Origin of the sequence: Pseudomonas sp. efr-133-TYG-103a (assembly GCF_030209235.1) — a bacterium.
Taxonomy (GTDB): Bacteria; Pseudomonadota; Gammaproteobacteria; order Pseudomonadales; family Pseudomonadaceae; genus Aquipseudomonas.
Window position 1 is genome coordinate 42,163 of sequence record NZ_JARVSK010000019.1, and the last position, 17,723, is coordinate 59,885.

15 protein-coding genes are annotated in these 17,723 nt (G+C 62.6%); 8 read left to right on the forward strand and 7 right to left on the reverse strand.

Annotation, left to right across the window (positions count from 1 at the left end):
- The first annotated feature begins 118 nt into the window (after positions 1-118).
- The 3 genes from QRN36_RS16570 to QRN36_RS16580 all read left to right on the forward strand — a co-directional run bounded on the left by QRN36_RS16570 (position 119) and on the right by QRN36_RS16580 (position 4,948).
- A complete protein-coding gene (locus tag QRN36_RS16570; protein ID WP_285425043.1) occupies positions 119-1,672 on the forward strand; it encodes a UxaA family hydrolase in 1,554 nt (517 codons plus the stop codon).
- Between the two features lie 96 nt (positions 1,673-1,768).
- Complete coding sequence (locus QRN36_RS16575) at positions 1,769-3,094, forward strand: MFS transporter (RefSeq protein WP_285425044.1); 1,326 nt, start codon at positions 1,769-1,771, stop codon at positions 3,092-3,094.
- Positions 3,095-3,397: 303 nt separating this feature from the next.
- A complete protein-coding gene (locus QRN36_RS16580; protein WP_285425045.1) occupies positions 3,398-4,948 on the forward strand; it encodes a sensor domain-containing diguanylate cyclase in 1,551 nt (516 codons plus the stop codon).
- On the opposite strand, the gene QRN36_RS16585 is transcribed toward QRN36_RS16580, so the two are convergent.
- A complete protein-coding gene (locus tag QRN36_RS16585; protein WP_285425046.1) occupies positions 4,942-5,724 on the reverse strand; it encodes a DeoR/GlpR family DNA-binding transcription regulator in 783 nt (260 codons plus the stop codon). The genes QRN36_RS16580 and QRN36_RS16585 overlap by 7 nt on opposite strands.
- Before the next feature lie 552 nt (positions 5,725-6,276).
- On the opposite strand from QRN36_RS16585, the gene QRN36_RS16590 reads away from it, so the two are divergent.
- A complete protein-coding gene (locus tag QRN36_RS16590) occupies positions 6,277-7,071 on the forward strand; it encodes an SDR family NAD(P)-dependent oxidoreductase (protein ID WP_285425047.1) in 795 nt (264 codons plus the stop codon).
- A gap of 85 nt (positions 7,072-7,156) precedes the next feature.
- On the opposite strand, the gene QRN36_RS16595 is transcribed toward QRN36_RS16590, so the two are convergent.
- The 5 genes from QRN36_RS16595 to QRN36_RS16615 all read right to left on the reverse strand — a co-directional run bounded on the left by QRN36_RS16595 (position 7,157) and on the right by QRN36_RS16615 (position 12,120).
- Complete coding sequence (locus QRN36_RS16595; RefSeq protein ID WP_285425048.1) at positions 7,157-7,333, reverse strand: hypothetical protein; 177 nt, start codon at positions 7,331-7,333, stop codon at positions 7,157-7,159.
- Positions 7,334-7,435: 102 nt separating this feature from the next.
- Positions 7,436-8,377: a sensor domain-containing diguanylate cyclase gene (locus QRN36_RS16600; RefSeq protein ID WP_285425049.1), complete on the reverse strand. Its 942-nt coding sequence runs from the start codon at positions 8,375-8,377 to the stop codon at positions 7,436-7,438.
- A gap of 173 nt (positions 8,378-8,550) precedes the next feature.
- Positions 8,551-9,828, reverse strand: coding sequence for a serine/threonine transporter (locus QRN36_RS16605; RefSeq protein ID WP_285425050.1), 1,278 nt, complete (start codon positions 9,826-9,828; stop codon positions 8,551-8,553).
- A gap of 283 nt (positions 9,829-10,111) precedes the next feature.
- Positions 10,112-11,440, reverse strand: coding sequence for an ATP-binding protein (locus tag QRN36_RS16610; protein WP_285425051.1), 1,329 nt, complete (start codon positions 11,438-11,440; stop codon positions 10,112-10,114).
- On the reverse strand, positions 11,437-12,120 hold the full coding sequence (locus QRN36_RS16615; RefSeq protein ID WP_285425052.1) for a response regulator: 684 nt from the start codon (positions 12,118-12,120) through the stop codon (positions 11,437-11,439). Before QRN36_RS16615 ends, QRN36_RS16610 begins: the two co-directional genes overlap by 4 nt.
- Positions 12,121-12,325: 205 nt before the next feature.
- On the opposite strand from QRN36_RS16615, the gene dsbD reads away from it, so the two are divergent.
- The 4 genes from dsbD (at position 12,326) to QRN36_RS16635 (ending at position 16,366) form a co-directional block, all read left to right on the forward strand.
- Positions 12,326-14,071 carry a protein-disulfide reductase DsbD gene (dsbD, locus tag QRN36_RS16620; protein ID WP_285425053.1) on the forward strand — a complete coding sequence of 582 codons (1,746 nt, stop codon included), beginning with the start codon at positions 12,326-12,328 and terminating at the stop codon, positions 14,069-14,071.
- Entirely contained in the window at positions 14,071-14,913 is an 843-nt protein-coding gene (locus QRN36_RS16625) for a TlpA disulfide reductase family protein (protein ID WP_285425054.1), read from the forward strand. Before dsbD ends, QRN36_RS16625 begins: the two co-directional genes overlap by 1 nt.
- Positions 14,910-15,677: a thiol:disulfide interchange protein DsbG gene (dsbG, locus tag QRN36_RS16630; protein ID WP_285425055.1), complete on the forward strand. Its 768-nt coding sequence runs from the start codon at positions 14,910-14,912 to the stop codon at positions 15,675-15,677. The genes QRN36_RS16625 and dsbG overlap by 4 nt, the downstream gene beginning before the upstream one ends.
- Before the next feature lie 125 nt (positions 15,678-15,802).
- Entirely contained in the window at positions 15,803-16,366 is a 564-nt protein-coding gene (locus tag QRN36_RS16635; RefSeq protein WP_285425056.1) for a TetR/AcrR family transcriptional regulator, read from the forward strand.
- 44 nt (positions 16,367-16,410) lie between these two features.
- Here QRN36_RS16635 and fabF read toward each other — a convergent pair whose 3' ends face one another.
- Complete coding sequence (gene fabF / locus QRN36_RS16640) at positions 16,411-17,685, reverse strand: beta-ketoacyl-ACP synthase II (RefSeq protein ID WP_285425057.1); 1,275 nt, start codon at positions 17,683-17,685, stop codon at positions 16,411-16,413.
- Positions 17,686-17,723 lie beyond the last annotated feature (38 nt).

Here is a 17,723-nt window from a genome sequence, read left to right on the forward strand (position 1 = left end):
TCGGCCCGCTCCGATCCTCAAACAAGAAAGATCTGGCCGCCTGTGACGGTGTTGTTCCCTTGCCCGGGAGCCGTTGTGTCGAATGCAGACGCAGGTGGCAACCGTTCTGAGAGGCCGCATGGAACTCATCGTCAAAACGCCCGCGTTCGACAGCAACGCGCTCGTCATCCGCCTCAACCCTCTGGATAACGTACTGATCGCTCGGCAGCATTTGACCGAAGGCACGGTGCTGACCGATGAAGGCATCACCGTTCTTCAGGCCATTCCTTCCGGACACAAAGTCGCGACCGTGCGCGTCGAGCAGGGCCAGCCGCTGCGCCGCTACGGACAGATCATCGGCTTCGCCTCACGGCCCATCGAGCCGGGCGAGCATGTGCACGTGCAGAACGTTGAAATGGGCGACTTCTCCCGAGATTACGCGTTCGGTGTCGACGCCCATGAAACACCTCAGACCGAGGCGTTTTTCCAAGGCATCGTGCGCGCCGATGGCCGGGTCGCCACTCGCAATTACATCGGCATTCTCACCTCGGTCAACTGTTCGGCGACCGTTGCGCGGGCCATTGCCGACCAATTTCGCCGCGACATCCATCCCGAAGCCCTGGCCGATTACCCCAACGTCGACGGTGTCGTAGCGCTGACCCACAGTTCCGGTTGCGCCATCGACTCGAAAGGCGAAGCCATCGACCTGCTGCGTCGCACCTTGGCCGGTTACGCCGTGCATCCGAACTTTGCCGCGGTGCTGGTGGTGGGACTGGGCTGCGAGACCAATCAGATTCAGGACCTGCTCGACAGTCAGGGACTCAAGGCCACCGACCAGTTGCGTGCCTTCACGATTCAAGGCACTGGCGGCACGTCCAAGACCATCGCCAGCGGCATTGAACAGGTGAAGTCGCTGCTGCCCCAGGCCAACCGGATTACTCGGGAAACGGTCAGCGCCCGGCATCTGATCGTCGGGCTGCAATGTGGCGGTTCAGACGGCTATTCCGGGATCACCGCCAACCCGGCTCTGGGCAACGCGGTGGACCGGCTGGTCGCCGCGGGTGGCACGGCGATTCTCTCGGAAACCCCGGAAATCTATGGCGCCGAACACCTGCTGACCCGTCGCGCCACCAGCCGCGCCGTCGGTGAAAAACTGGTCCAGCGCATTCGCTGGTGGGAGGACTACTGCCAGCGCATGAACGCCGAGCTGAACAACAACCCTTCGGCGGGCAACAAGGCCGGCGGCCTGACGACGATTCTGGAAAAGTCCCTCGGCGCCGTCGCCAAGGCTGGCTCGACCAATCTGGTGGGCGTGTACGAATACGCAGAGGCGGTCCGCGCTAACGGGCTGGTGTTCATGGACACGCCCGGTTACGACCCGGTGTCGGCGACCGGTCAGGTCGCTGGCGGCGCCAACCTCATCGCCTTCACCACCGGGCGCGGCTCGGCCTATGGCTGCGCGCCCACGCCCTCGATCAAGCTGGCGACCAACCATCGCGTGTTCGAATTTCAGGAAGAGGACATGGACGTCAACTGCGGCGGTATCGCCGACGGCAGCACGACCATCGAGGAGCGCGGCGCGCACATTTTCCAGATGATGCTGGACATCGCGTCCGGCGCGCGGAGCAAGAGCGAGCAACACGGCTACGGGCAGAACGAATTCGTGCCGTGGCACATCGGCGCGATCACCTGATCGCCCGACCAGGCAGCATGCGGGGTCAGAAATCCACTGCCAGTCGGTGATCCCGACCGGCAGCCAGCAACCTTAACAACAATAAAAAAGGTGCCTATGAAAACCCTCAAGACCTACCAGACGATCACCATCGTCTTTCTGATGCTGTTCGGCATCGTCAACTATCTGGACCGCAGCGCGCTGTCCATCGCCAACACGTCCATCCAGAAAGACATGCTGATCAGCCCCTCGGAGATGGGCATTCTGTTGTCGGCCTTCTCGCTGGCCTACGCCTTCGCGCAACTGCCGATGGGCATGGTGATCGACAAGCTGGGCAGCAAGATTGCCCTGGGCGGCGCACTGATGGTGTGGTCCATCGCGCAGACGGCGTCGGGCTTCATCAACAGCTTCAGCGGCTTTTTCGCGCTGCGGGTCCTGCTCGGGATCGGCGAAGCGCCGATGTTTCCATCGGCGGCGAAAACCCTCAATGAGTGGTTCGAAGAGCATGAGCGCGGCACGCCGACCGGCATCGTCTGGTCGGCCACGTGCATCGGCCCCTGCCTGGCCCCGCCGCTGCTGACGCTGTTCATGGTCAACTTCAGCTGGCGCGGGATGTTCATCATCACCGGCGTGCTCGGCATCGTGCTTGCCCTGTGCTGGATGATGTTCTACAAGAGCCGCGCGCAATACCTCAAGGAGCGCGATGCACTGGGCGAGCAGCCGGTGAGTCCGGCGCCTGTTGCCGAGGCCGGGCCGAAACCTTCGTTTTTCGCCGGGTGGGTGGATCTGTTCAGACACCGCAGCACGTGGGGCACGTTCCTTGGTTTCATGGGCGTGATCTACATGCTCTGGCTGCACCTGACCTGGCTGCCGGGGTACTTCCAGCGCGAGCATGGCCTTGACCCCTATCAGACCGCGTGGGTCGTGTCGTTTGCCTATGTGTTCGGTGCCATCGGCACGATCGCCGCAGGAAGAATCTGCGACCGGCTGGTCAAGCGTGGCGTCGGCGTCCTCAACAGCCGCAAATACACAGTGATCGGCGGCCTGGTGTTCGCCGCCGTGTTCACTTTGCCGCTGACCTTCGTCACCAGCCTGAGCGGTTGCGTGGCACTGCTGTGCCTGGCGCTGTTCGGGATCAACCTCTCCAGCGCAACCGCCTGGATGGTGGTCAACACCGTGGTCGACACCAAACGCGTGGCATCGCTGGGCTCGATCCAGAACTTCGGCGGTTACATCGCAGGCTCCATTGCGCCGATCGTCACTGGCTTCAGCGTGCAGTATTCCGGCACCTTCGCTACCGCCTTCGCGGTCAGCGCCATCGTCGCCTTGCTTTCGGCGGTGGCTTACTTCGTCCTGCTCAAGGCGCCGATTCCCGTGCACACCGGCGTCGACAAAGGCGCCTGGCAGCCGCAGGTGGATGAGGTTCAGGGCCGGCACGTCTGAGCAATCACGCCAGCATTGCCCGGTCCTGGGTTTGCCAACGGCAGCGATTCGTAAACGCTGCCGAGGGCAGGCCAGGGCCGCTCGCCATGCTCAGCCACGCCTGCCCCGCCGTCGGGCGCAAGCTGGCATCGTCTGCCGATCCTCTTATCTGACGTGTCATTGACCATTTTCCCCTTCAAAATCCCGCACTTGTCCTACTCTGTGTGTCAGACGGTCGCTGTTGCGATGCCAAGCGCCTGAACGATGTGTGTCGTTCGCATAAAACGGCGGGTCTGAAATCGTAGATGTCAGCGAGGATGGGGATTGAGACAGGAAGAAGGTTCGGACTTCGGCGCCAGGCACCGGCGGCTCAAGCGCATGCCGGTGCTCTGGCTGGCCGGGCTGTTCACCGTGCTGGTGTGCATTTCGATCACCAGCATCACGGTCTGGCAGTTGCGTCAGGGCCGCGCCCACGAGCTGGAAATTGCCAACACCAACGCCGCCAACCTCGCCCGCTCGATGGCGCAGCAGGCCGACGACGCATTCGATCAGGCCGATATCCCCGTCGTCGGTATCGTCGAGCGCCTGTCCTACGATGGCTTCGGCGCCGCTACCAGTTCACGCATGCACGATTACCTGCGCGCCACCGCTGCCAGCGTCGAGCAGATTCAAGGCCTGTTCATCTACGACAAGAACGGCAACTGGGCCGCCACCTCGCTGAGCCACATGCCCGCCAATGCCAACAACGCCGATCGCGAGTATTTCAAGTTTCACCAGGCCATCGACAGCAACCTGACTCACATCGGCGAGGCGATCCGCAGCCGCACGACCGGCGACTGGATCATTCCGGTTTCCCGCCGGGTCAACGATTCGACCGGGCAATTTGCAGGTGTGGTGCTGGCAACCATCGAGCTGGGCTATTTCGAAAGGTTCTTCGACCGCTTCGACATCGGTCAGCATGGGGTCATTACCCTGGCGATGGCCGACGGCAAGGTGCTGGCCCGCCGCCCGGACCTGCAGAACCTGAGGGGCGTGTCCATTGGCGACGGCGAGCTGTTCCGCAAATACCTGAAGGAGCATTACGAAGGCACCGCCACGGTCGAGTCGATGCTTGACCATGAAGTGCGCATCTACGGTTACAAGCGCCTGGACCGCTACCCGCTGGTGGTGCTCGCCGGCTTGTCGGAGAAGGAAGTGCTCGATGAATGGCGCCAGTATGCCTGGCGTTCGCTGGCGATCATCGTGTGTGTGGTGGTGGCGAATCTGTTGTTCGGGGTGTTGCTGTTTCAACAGATCCGCTTCGGCCTCAACGCCGAATCACAGCTGCGCATCGCCAGCCACTCGCTGGAAAAGCTGGCGTTGCAGGACAGCCTGACAGGGCTGGCGAACCGGCGGCATTTTCAGGAGATCCTCGGTCTGGAGTTCGCCAAGGGACAGCCCAATCTTCACCCGCTCAGCCTGATCATGATCGACATCGATTTTTTCAAAAGCTACAACGACAACTATGGGCACGTGGCGGGCGACAAATGCATCGTCGCAGTGGCCGAATGCATTCGCAGCAATCTCAATCGCACTGGCGATCTGGCCGTGCGTTACGGCGGCGAGGAAATGGCGGTGTTCCTGCCCTACAGCGACCTGCAGGGCGCATTCGCGCTGGCGGAAAAGATTCGTCAGTCGGTGCTCGCCCGCGCCCTGGAGCACCATGGCAACCCCTTGGGCATCGTCAGCATCAGCCTTGGGGTCTACGGCTGCCTTTCGCAGGAGTGCCCGAGCATGGAAGTGTTCGTCGAGCGGGCGGACGCCGCGCTTTACATGGCCAAGCACCAAGGCCGCAACCGAACGGTCGCCTGGCTGGAGGCTTCGGACGGTTACTGAGCGGCCTGCGCCCGGACAATCTGCGCGACCTTGCCGCGGAACAGGTCCAGCCGGTCGGCAGGCGCGTCGTGCTCGACCACCAGCGCCCCCACTTCTTCGCACTGCGCGACTTGATAATGGGCAATGCTGGCGAGCTTCTCGTTGATCACCGCCACCGCCACCTGACCACTGCGCGCGACCACCGCCCGCTTGAATTCGGCAACGTCCATGTCGAAAGCGGTCACGCCTTTGAGCGCATCCAGCGCGCAGGCGCCCAGAAAACACAGGTCGAAATTGAAATGCGCCAGCTGCTGAATGGTGGTGAAACCGTAGGTGCTGCCAGCCACCGGACTCAGTCGCCCGCCCAGCAGGATGACCTCGACGGAAGGCAGCTTCATCAATTCCACTGCGATCAGCGGCGCGTTGGTGGTGACCGTCAGCGCCATGTGAGGGTCGATGGCCTTGGCGATGGCGAGGTTGGTGGAACCTCCGTCGATGAAGACATGCTGGCCTGCCGCAATGAGGCCAGCGGCGGCGATGCCCAAGTCACGTTTGCGACTGGGTTGGTGTTCGATGCGCGCGGTCAGCGGCCCATCCGACGCCAGCGAAATCGCGCCGCCATATACCCGTTTGCACAAGCCGGCAGCGGCGAGCGCACCCAGATCGCGGCGAATCGAATGCTCGGAGACGTTGAACTCGGTCGCCAGATCCGCCGCGAGCACCCGACCGTGCATCGCCAGCCGCTCGGTGATCAAACGCTGACGCTCGCCGGGAAACGCTTCAGGACTGGCAGACATAACAAGGGCCTCACATCACGCTTGAACGATCAGAAACGAGCAGAATCATGCGTGCAGTCAAAAGCAAAAGTCAAACCTGCTGGGGCATTCCCGAGTTCCCCAGCCGCACCCAAGCCCAGTAGGAGTGAGCTTGCTCGCGAAGACTGATTTCCAGCCGCTGCATCTCCCCCGGATGTACCGGCCTCTTCCCGGCTGAAGCCGGTCCTACAGTGATCTGCGGGCTTCCCGTACTCTCCGGCTTGACATAACTCCCGTAGGATTGAGCTTGCTCGCGAAGACTGATCTCCAGCCGCTGCATCTCCCCCGGATGTACCGGCCAATTTGCGAGCAAGCTCACTCCTACAGGGATCCTTGGGCATTCCCGAATCCTTCGACCACACTCAAATCCCGTAGGAGCGCGCTTGCCCGCGAATGCTGTCGGACGAATGGCCGCGCAGCGACAACGATTCAGGCCCCGTCGTCGGCGAGGCAACATGAAGATTGCACATCGGCCTGAACCCCTGCTCGCCTGCGGCACTCCATCTTTCTTTGCACCCTCAACGGAGACATGTGATGAAGATCGATTTGACGGGCAAGACGGCGTTGGTGACAGGCTCAACGGTGGGCATCGGTTATGCCATCGCCAAAGGGCTGGCCGAGGCCGGGGCTGAGGTGGTGGTCAACGGCCGCAAGCAGGATGCGGTGGACAAGGCCATCGCCAGCCTGCAGAAGGAAGTGTCCGGCGCGCGCCTGCGCGGCGTAGCGACCGATGTCGGGACGGCCGACGGTTGTGATGCCCTGGTCAAGGCGGTGCCGCAGGTGGACATTCTGATCAACAACGTCGGCATTTACGGCCCTCAGGACTTCTTCGAAACGCCGGATGAAGTCTGGCAGCGTTTTTTCGAGGTCAACGTGCTGTCCGGCGTGCGGCTGTCCCGTGCGTATGCCGATGACATGGCCAAACGCGGCTGGGGGCGGATCGTGTTCATCTCGTCCGAATCGGCCCTGAACATTCCGGCCGACATGATCCATTACGGCTTCACCAAAACCTCCAATCTGTCGATTTCCCGCGGTCTGGCCAAGCGCCTGGCGGGCACGGGCGTCACTGTCAATGCGGTCCTGCCGGGCCCGACGTTGTCTGAAGGCGTGGCCGACATGCTCAAGGACGAGGTGGCAAAATCCGGGAAATCGCTGGAAGACGCAGCCGCCGAATTCGTGATGGCCCACCGTCCATCCTCGGTGATTCAGCGTGCGGCAACGGTTGAGGAGGTCGCGAACATGGTGGTCTATGTCTCGTCGACGCAGGCATCAGCCACCAGTGGCGCGGCATTGCGGGTCGATGGCGGCGTGGTCGATACCATCGCGTGAAGCGCAGGATGGGCAACAAGTGAAGCAAGTGACCAGAGGCGCCCTCAAGTGACGCCCCTGGTCTTTCTCGGCGGTCTCAAGGTGTCTATTCCTCCTCTTCTTCCTCGTCGTCCACTAACGTGAACCAGGGTTTCAGTTCGCTCAGCTCGAAATTGCCTGACTCCGCTCTGGCCCTCCCGATGCGGGGAAAGTCAGTGGTTTTGAACGAAACGGACGCATCACCGATTTCGGCGCTCGTCGATACTACGGATGTGTCAGCCATGTTTGAGCCTCCCTGTCCAAAGATGCGCGTAAGAACGCCGAATCAATATAGACCAGCTTCATGAACCGCTCGTCGATTCGCGACTCAGCGGTCACGCACGGATCAGAACTCGGCATACTCCGCGCGCATGCGGCCGTTGCGTTTGACGCGGTACAGCAGGCCGTCGACCTTTTCGATGAAGGCCAGCGCATTGTCGCCTGCATCCGGTACGACGGTGCCCACGCCCAGGCTCAATGTCAGCAGCGGGCAGACGTCGGATTTCGCATGAGGGATCTGCTGCTGCCGCACCAGCTGCATGCACTTCTCTGCCACCTGACGCGCTTTTTCCTGAGACGTGTCGGGCAGCAGCCAGACGAACTCCTCGCCACCGATGCGCGCGATGAAATCGCCCGGATTGTTCGCCGCCAGCGAGAGCGTGCGGGCGACCGCGCGCAACGCCTCGTCACCCTTGATATGGCCGTAATGGTCGTTGTACTGCTTGAAGTAATCGATATCCATCAGGATCAGCGACAGCGGCTGACGAGTCTCCTGCGCTTTCGCCCACTCGCGTTCCAGAACCGTGTCGAACATGCGCCGGTTGGCAATTCCGGTCAGGCCATCTTGATAGGAGAACGCTTCCAGCTGCTTCTGCAGCCGCACCAGATGCTCCTCGGTTTTCTTGCGCTCGCTGATATCGAACATGAAGCCGACCAGTGCCTCGACCTCACCGTCCTTGCGCACCACATGAACGACGTCGCGGATCCAGACGTAATCGCCACTTTTGGTCAACGCACGATAATCGGCCTCATGGTCGACACCGGCTTTGGATTGCGACACGCAGAAATTGACCACGTAATCGCGATCATCGGGGTGCATGCGTTCGACCCAGTCATTGATGCCGACCCAACTGCCCTGCTCCCAGCCCAGCAATTGCTCGATCTGCGGGCCGATGTAGCTGAAGGTCATGCTTTGCCAGTCAATGCGCCATGGAATGGCTTTGGTCGATTCGAGAAGGGTTTTGTAAACGTCGCTGTCGGTGCCGGGAGGCAGGGATTCGTCGCTCATGGTCGGCCACGCTGCAGGAAAGAATGGCGACATCATGTTGCCACCATCTTCGCCATGCAATAGCTCGCGACGGACCCGCGCCTGGGGCGCGGGATTTCCGGACAACCGGTTATCCGCCAGCGCCACGATGCGCACCGACAGATCACCCAGCGGTCCGGCTGACCGTCAGGCGGTCAAGGCAGCAGCGAATAAACCAGCGCCGAAATCGACACCAGCCCCAGGGCCACGACGAATACGTTCGACGCCTTGCCCGCGTACTGACGCATGGCCGGCACGTTGCGCACGGCATACATCGGCATCAGGAACAACAGCGCGGCAATGACCGGGCCGCCAAGGGTTTCGATCATGCCCAGAATGCTTGGATTGAGCGTCGCCACCAGCCAGCACACCACCAGCATGAAGCCCGCCGTCAGCCGATCGAGCATGCGTGGCGAAGGGCGACGGCCGGTTTTCACCACCAGCCCCTTCAGGCCTTCGCTGGCACCGATGTAATGACCCAGAAAAGACTTGGTGATCGCCACGAACGCAATCAGCGGCGCCGCGAACGCGATGGTTGGGTTGCTGAAATGGTTGGCCAGGTAAGACAGGATCGACAGGTTCTGCGCCTTGGCCTCGGCCAGTTGCTCCGGCGAAAGGGTCAGCACGCAACTGAACACGAAGAACAGCACCATGACCACCATCAGCAGGTGCGCGCGGGCGAGAATCTGCGAGCTGCGCCGCTCGGCCTGTTCGCCATACTGACGCTTCTGGTCGACCGCAAAGGCGGAGATGATCGGCGAATGGTTGAACGAGAACACCATCACCGGAATCGCCAGCCACAAGGTGTGCACGAAGGCCGATGGCGCAGGCACGCTGCTTGCGGTGCTGAGGATGCCGCCGGTCCAGTGCGGAATGAGGAACACCGCCAGAAACAGCAGCGCGACGATGAACGGGTAGACCATCAGGCTCATGGCCTTGACGATGATCTGTTCGCCGCAACGCACTACGGCGAGCAGGCCGACGATCAGCACGAAGGCCAGCAGCGCGCGCGGGGGCGGCTGGATGTGCAGTTGATGCTCGAGGAAACTGCCGACGGTATTGGTCAGCGCAACGCTGTAGATCAGCAGGATCGGGAACACCGCGAAGAAATACAGCAGCGTGATCAGGGCGCCGGCTTTTTTGCCGAAGTGCTGTTCGACCACGTCGGTGATGTCTGCGCCTTCACGGCCCGACAGCACGAAACGGGTCAGCCCGCGATGCGCATAAAACGTCATCGGGAAGGCCAGCACGGCGAGAATAAGCAACGGCCAGAAGCCGCCGATGCCGGCGTTGATCGGCAGGAACAGAGTGCCTGCGCCAATGGCGGTGCCGAACAACCCGAGCATCCAGGTGGTGTCTTGGCGGTTCCATGAAGTCACGCTCGCGGGCGCGGCGTCGATGCGTTGTTCGACGCTGTTGGCCTGATCATTCATCCGGTCGATTTCTCCGTTGCCGGTGATAGCTACAAGGTCAAAAGCGCGTCAAAAAGCTCGGCAGTCGGCGCCCCTGACCGGTTCTCTACAGGGAAAGGGGCGCGATTGTCCGGGATTAGGGAGCAGAATCAAAGGGTTGTCGGAGGGATGGTCATGCTTTCAGACGCCTCTGACGGGTAACTGCGACAAGATTACGCAGGCATGGCGATCGATCGCACACCCTCGCGCGCGGCAACGAAATGCCCGGCGCTGTAAAGGCGCCGCCTGCATTCGCGCACACCGGTCAGGCCGACATCGGCCTCAGCGGCATGCTCAACTCCACCCGCAACCCGTCACTTCGGCTGTCGAAACGCAGCGAGCAGGCGCAGCGCTGGACGATGGCCTGAACGATGGCCAGCCCCAGTCCCGCGCCCGGGCTCTTGCCATTGCGCCAGAACCGCTGGGTGAGTTTTTCCAGATCAGGCTCGGGGATGCCCGGGCCGTAATCACGCACCCGGAAGTGCGCCTGGCCGTCGAAGGTCTCCACGCTCAGTTCCACCCGCGCAGCCGCGTGGGTATGACGCAGGGCGTTATCGAGCAGATTGCGCAGCGCCGCCACGGCCAGTGCGGCCGGCATTTCCACCGGCGCAGTGGAGAGCCGCGAGGCGAGGATCAGCTCGATGCGCGTGTCGTCGCCGTGATTGGCGTCATGAATCGCCAGCCGCGCGACTTTTTCCGCGTCACACTGCACGCCGTCGTCGAACGACAGACTACCCTCGACACGCGCCAGCAACAGCAGCTGTTCGAGGGTCCGGTGCATTCGGTCGGCGCCCTCCTCCGCATGGGCCAGCGCCTTGTCGCGTTTGTCGCCTTCGGTCATCCGCGCCACTTGCAGGTGGGTCTTGATGGCCGTCAGTGGGCTGCGCAATTCGTGGGCCGCATCGCCGGTCAGCCTGCGCTCACGCTCAAGGGTCTGGGCGATGCGCTGGAACAGCTGATTCTGGCTCTTGAGCAGCGGCTGCAATTCGCTGGGCAGGTTCGGCACATCGAGCGGCTCGACCGAATCGGCGCTGTGGCGGTTCAACGCATCACGCATTCGATTCAGCGGCGCCAACCCGCGTCCGATACCGAACCAGACCAGTATCAGGCTGCCGAACAGCGCCACCAGCACCGGCACGGAGGCGGCAAGCAACACCGAATGGCCGAGCACGTCGCGTTCTATCTGGCGGTCGGCGGTGCTCACCCGAATGCTGCCGTGCATCATCGTGTAAACGCGCCAGTGATCGCCGTTGATCATCTGGTCATGGAAGCCGCTGGCGTCGGCTTTCAGCGGCTCCATCGGCGAGCTTTCGGTGCGCGCCAGCACCTGGCCTCGCTGCGAGCTCAGTTGGCACGCCATGCCGTTGGGAATCCCGAGGTCGCCTGCGCGCAGCGAGCGTCCGTCAGCCGCCGCGGGCATCTGCATCTGTTCAAGCAATCCGGCGACCATGCGTGCCGACGCCTCCAGGCGCTGGTCCAGCGACTGCATCATCTGGGTGCGCAGGTCGCGCAGCATCCACGCGGCGGCCAGCACCCAGATCAGAATGAACGCCGAGCCCAGGATCAGGCTCAGGCGGGTGCGCAGGCTCATCATCGCGGCGACTCCCGGCCGTCACCTGCCGGCCCGAGGCGATAACCCAATCCGCGTACGGTCTCGATGATGCCGCCGCCGAGTTTGCGGCGCAGGTGATGGATGTGGACGTTGAGCGCGTTGCTCTCGACTTCGTCGCCGAAACCGTAGACGCAATCCTTGAGTTGCTCGCCCGAAAGCACCCGACCGTTGTTGTTCAGCAGCGCGTGCAGCAGCGCCTGCTCACGGCGTGACAAATCCACCGGCTGGCCTGCCAGACGCGCTTCGCGGGTGCTGGGGTCATAGCTCAAAACGCCGTGTTCGATCACATTGACGCTGCGCCCGGCCATACGCCGCACCAGCGTGTGCAGGCGTGCGCTCAGTTCGCGCAGATCAAAGGGCTTGAGCAGATAGTCGTCGGCACCGGCCTGCAAACCGTCGACGCGATCGGTAACGGTGTCGCGGGCCGTGAGGATCAGCACGGGAATCTCGACGCCTTGATGGCGCAACTGACGCAGCAGCTTGAGGCCGTCTTCGTCGGGCAGACCCAGGTCCAGCACCATGACATCGAAATGCGCCGCCGACAGCATCGCCCGCGCCGCCGATGCGGTGGCGACCCGGTCGACCGTCAGGCCTTGAGCGTCCAGACCGGCGGCGATGCCGCTGGCAATCAGGTCGTCGTCTTCGCAAAGCAATACGTGCATGGCTAGCCCCGGAGAAAAAGGCGATTGGAACAGCGTGGGATTAAGCGTGGATTATGCACCGGCCCGAGGCGTTGCTGGTCGTGTTGTTAGTTGCCGAAAAGTCGTCGTCGAGCAACACCAGGTGGCGGATGCGGACCCGACGTTAACGAGGCCTTAATCACCGATCGCCACGCTGCGGGGCATTGATGATTGGCTGGGGTTGGGCATGCGTAGGGTATGGATGCTGTTGCTGGTGTTGTTTCCACTGTGGGCGCATGCGCTTCCCGATGGGGACTTGTTCAAGAAGCCTGATTTTCTGCCGGTCGGGCAGGCTTTCATGTTCAGTTCCGAGCGGCTGGATTCCGGGGAAACGCGGCTGTACTGGCAGATCGCGGACGGTTACTACCTCTATCAGAAACGCTTGAAGTTCGACGGCCTGTCCCCGCAACAGCAGCCTGCACTGCCGGCCGGGGAGGATCACAACGACGGGTACTTCGGCCAGCAGCAGGTCTATCGGCAAGGCCTGGAGTTGACGATTCCAGCGTCGGCCAGCGGTCAGGTGACCATCGGCTGGCAGGGCTGCGCCGACGCGGGCCTGTGTTACCCGCCTCAGAGTCTGCGGGTCGATCTGGGCGCTGACAGCCCTGCTACCAGCCCTGCCGTCAGCCAGGGCCTGGCGCCAGATCAGGCGCTGGCAACCGATCTGCAACAACGCTCGCTGGGCTGGAGTCTGCTGATCTTTTTCGGTCTGGGCCTGCTGCTGGCGTTCACGCCCTGTTCGTTGCCGATGCTGCCGATTCTGGCGGGTGTCGTGGTGGGCAGCGGTGCGAGCCCGCGTCGTGGTCTTGCGCTCGCGGGCTGCTATGTCCTGAGCATGGCGCTGATCTATGCAGGGCTGGGTGTGCTCGCCGCGCTGCTCGGCGCCAACCTGCAGTCGACGCTGCAACAGCCCTGGTTGCTCGGCAGCTTTGCCGTGTTATTCGTGATCCTGTCGTTGCCCATGTTCGGCTTCTTCGAGCTGCAGCTGCCGGGTTTGCTGCGTGATCGTCTGGCCAACGCCGGGCGCCAGCGCCAAGGCGGCAGCCTGCCGGGCGCAGCGTTGCTCGGTGCGCTGTCGGGGCTGATGGTCGGGCCGTGCATGACCGCGCCACTGGCCGGCGCGCTGCTTTACATCGCGCAAAGCGGCAACGCCATGCACGGTGGCCTGGTGTTGTTCGTCATGGGATTGGGCATCGGGCTGCCGCTGCTCTTGCTGGTCACGGTGGGAAGTCGCTTCCTGCCCAAGCCCGGCGCGTGGATGGATGCGGTCAAGGGCGTTTTCGGCTTCCTGTTGCTGGGGACGGCGTTGATCATGGTCCGCCCCCTGCTGGCCGAAAGCGTGTGGCTGGGGCTGTTCGGCGCGTTGCTGGTCGTCGCCGGATTCTGCGCTGTGGTTCAGACCCGCGCCCTTCAGCGTTTCGCACTGATGGGAGCGCCCGGCGGTGCGATCATCGGCCTCTGGGGCGTGTTGATGCTGATCGGCGCAGCAGGCGGCGGCCATGATCCCTGGCAGCCGCTCAAGGTCTTCAGCGGTTCGGCAAGCGAAGCCGCAGGCGTAAGCCACGACGCCTTCACCACCGTCAGCGATCCGCAGGCACTGGACCGCGAACTGGCCCGCGCCAGGGCAGAAAGCCAATGGGTACTGATCGACTACTACGCCGACTGGTGCGTGTCGTGCAAGATCATGGAAAAAGAAGTGTTCGGCAAAAACGATGTGCTGCAAGCGCTGAGCAGCGTGCGACTCCTGCGTCTGGATGTCACCGCCGACAACGCCGCCAGCCGCGAGCTGCTCGGTCGGTATCAGGTTCCGGGGCCGCCCAGCCTGTTGTGGATCGGACCTGACGGCAGCGAGCGCCGGGACCGGCGGATCACCGGTGAAATCGACGCCAAAGGCTTCGCCGAGCACTGGCAAGCGACGCGGGAGCGCGGCTGATGTTGAGTTTTTCCCTCGGCCCGTTCGTGCTCTCGCTGACGCATCTGCTGCTGTTGATGGCCCTGGCGCTGGCGACACTGGTCGGTTGGCTGGCCGGTCGCAGGCAGCGGATCAATCCGGAGCGTGCGTTATTTGCGCTGTTCCTTCTCGGGCTTCTGGTCGCACGACTGGCCTTCGTCGCCGCGTACTGGCCGCAGTATCAAAGCCAGATTCTGCGCATCGTCGACATTCGTGACGGCGGGTTTCTGATCTGGCCTGGCGTTGTTGCTGTGGTGATCGCCACCACAGTGCTGGCCTGGAAGCGGCCGCTGCAACGCACGGCCCTGGGACTTGGCGTCGCGAGCGGATTGCTGTTCTGGTGGCTGGCGGGGCTCGTCGTCATCGCGCAGCATCAGAATGTTTCCCTGCCCGACCTCACGCTGCGCGATAACGCGGGACGGCCGGTGCAACTGAGCGACTATGCCGGACGCCAGCTGGTCATCAACCTGTGGGCGACCTGGTGCCCGCCGTGTCGTCGTGAAATGCCGGTGCTGCAGGCCGCGCAACGGCTCAATCCCGATGTCGTGTTTCTGTTCGTCAATCAGGCAGAAAGTCCTCGGGAGGTGGCGACTTTTTTCGCCAGCCAGGGTCTGCATCTGGACAACGTTTTATTCGATGACAGCGGTGAGCTGGCCAGAAGCGTCGGTTCCGCCGCCCTGCCCACCACCCTGTTCTACAACCCGGACGCGAGCCTGTCGGGCAGCCATCTGGGCGAACTTTCCGACGCCAGCCTGAAGCATTATCTGGACAATCTCAGCGCACCGGCGATGCCTTCTTCCTCCCAGCCAAGGAGCACTCAATGAGTTTCATGCGTTTATCGATCATGGCCGCAGCCGGCGTGCTTACCCTGCAGAGCACGCTGTTGCAGGCCGAAGAATTACCCGCGCCGATCAAGGCGCTGGAGGCAAAAGGCGCGACCATCAAGGGCAGTTTCGATGCGCCCGGCGGGCTCAAGGGTTACGCCGCGCAATACCAGAATCAGGGCATGGCGCTGTACCTCACGCCCGATGGCAAGCACGTGCTGGCGGGTAATCTGTTCGACGAAAAGGGCGAGGACATCAGCGAAGCGCCGCTGCAGAAGCTGGTCTACGAGCCCATGACCAAGGCCATGTGGACCCAGATGGAGAACAGCGCGTGGATCGAGGACGGCGCAAAGACCGCGCCTAAAGTGATCTATCTGTTCAGCGACGCCAATTGCCCCTACTGCAACATGTTCTGGGAACAGGCGCGGCCGTGGGTCAAGTCCGGCAAAGTGCAGTTGCGCCACATCATGGTCGGTGTGATTCGCGAAGACAGCGCCGCCAAAGCCGCCGCCCTGATGGCTGATGCCAACCCGGAAATGGCGCTGCAAAAACACGAACAAGCCGGTAAAAGCAGTTCGCTGAAGCCTCTGCAGACCATTCCAAAAGACATTCAGGCCAAGCTCGACGGCAACATGAAACTGATGGAAGACATGGGGCTGTCGGCAACGCCGTCGATCTTCTACAAGGACGAAAACGGCCACGTGCAACAGCAGCAAGGGGCGCCCCGGCCTGAGGTGCTGGCGAAGATGATGGGCCCCAAATAAGTGTCTGCGCGCGTGTGACCAACTGACCAATGGCAACCTGGCCCGAAAAGTGGATACTGCATCGGCACACCATACATGTAAAAATGTCGATCAACATTTCAAGGGCCAAGCGGGAGGCTCGTTCCATGCGTTACGCCGAAGATCACAAAGCCCAGACTCATCAGCGAATCCTCAACGAGGCTGCCGCACGCTTTCGTCGCGACGGCATCGGTGCCACGGGGTTGCAACCGCTGATGAAAGCCCTGGGCCTGACCCACGGTGGCTTTTATGCCCATTTCAAATCCAAGGATGATCTGGTCGAAAAAGCCCTGCGTTGCGCAGTGGACCAGATGAGCGAGACCCGGGACGAGAAGTTGGCCGGGGACGCTTCGACCCAGGCTTTCATTGATATGTACCTGAGCAAGGCCCATCGCGACGAGCCGGAAAAAGGCTGCCCGTTGCCCACCATGGCGTCGGAGCTGGGCCAGCGCGGTCAGCCCAGCGAAATCACCGACGAACTCATCACCGACATGCTGCAGACCCTTGAGTCGGGCATGGCAACCGAAGAGGACAGCGAAAAAAGCGTGATGCTCATGTCGAGCCTCGTCGGTGCACTGGTGCTCTCTCGCAGTGCAAAGGATCCGGCACTGGCCGAGCGCATTCTCAGCAGCACCCGTGAGCAGCTGAAGCAGCAGATCAAAGCCGCCTGACCCCGCACTCCCCTGTCAGCGATGACAGGGGAGCTTTGCGTCACTCAGGGCTGCCAGCGTCGGAACAGCACGCTGGCATTCACGCCCCCGAATCCGAAACCATTGGAAAGCGCGTACTCGATCTGCATCTCGCGGGCCTTGCCGTGAACGATGTCGATGCCTTCGGCAACTTCGTCCGGGTTTTCGAAGTTCAGGGTCATCGGCGCGACCTGATCGCGAATCGCCAACGCCGTGAAAATCGCCTCGATGCCTCCCGCCGCGCCCAGCAAGTGCCCGGTCGCGGATTTGGTCGAGGTCACGGCGACGCCATTCTGATCGCCAAATACCGTCTTGATCGCCGCCATTTCACCCTTGTCGCCGACCGGCGTGGACGTCGCGTGCGCATTGAGATGCTGAATCTGCGCAGGCTCGATGCCCGCCTGCCGAATGGCCGCCTGCATCGCGCGACGCGCCCCGCTGCCGTCTTCCGGACCGGCCGTGAGGTGATAGGCATCGGCGCTGGTGCCGTAACCCACCAGTTCGACAATCGGCGTGGCGCCCCGGGCAAGCGCGTGCTCCAGGGTCTCGATGACCATGATGCCGGCGCCCTCACCCATGACGAAGCCGTCGCGGTCGCGGTCGAACGGCCTTGAAGCGCGTTCCGGCGTGTCATTGAAACCGCTGGACAGCGCCCGTGCAGCCGCGAATCCACCCAGCGCGACACGATCGATACAGGCTTCGGCGCCGCCGCAGATCGCGATGTCCGCTTCGCCATTGCGGATCAACCGGGCCGCATCGCCAATCGCCTGCACCCCGGCCGCGCAAGCGGTCACCGGTGCGCCGAGCGGACCCTGGAAACCGTGCTGGATCGACACGTGGCCGGCCGCCAGGTTGACCAGAAACGACGGAATGGTGAACGGCGAAAGACGCCGCGGGCCGCGCGAGTCGGTCGTGCGCACCGCGTCGGCAATGGCGCCGAAACCGCCGACGCCTGCGCCGATGATGGTCGCGGTACGCTCGCGCTCTTCGTCGGTCGAGGGTGCCCAGCCTGCCTGCGCCACGGCCTGTTGCGCAGCGCCGAGGGCAAACAGGATGAAGCGGTCCATTTTCTTCTGCTCTTTGGGAGGCGCTGCAGCGTCGGCGTCAAAACCGGCCTCAGGATCTTCCGCCAGCGTCGGAACCGGCCCGCCCACTTTGCCCGGCAAGTCAGCAACGGTCTCCTCGGGCAACCGGACGATGCCGGAACGCCCTTCGAGCAAGCGCCGCCAGACCGCCTCGACACCTGTGCCCAAAGGCGTGACCAGCCCCATTCCCGTCACTACGATGCGACGTTCGCTCATGCATTCACCTTTTCAACATTCATGGCGTAAACAGGTAC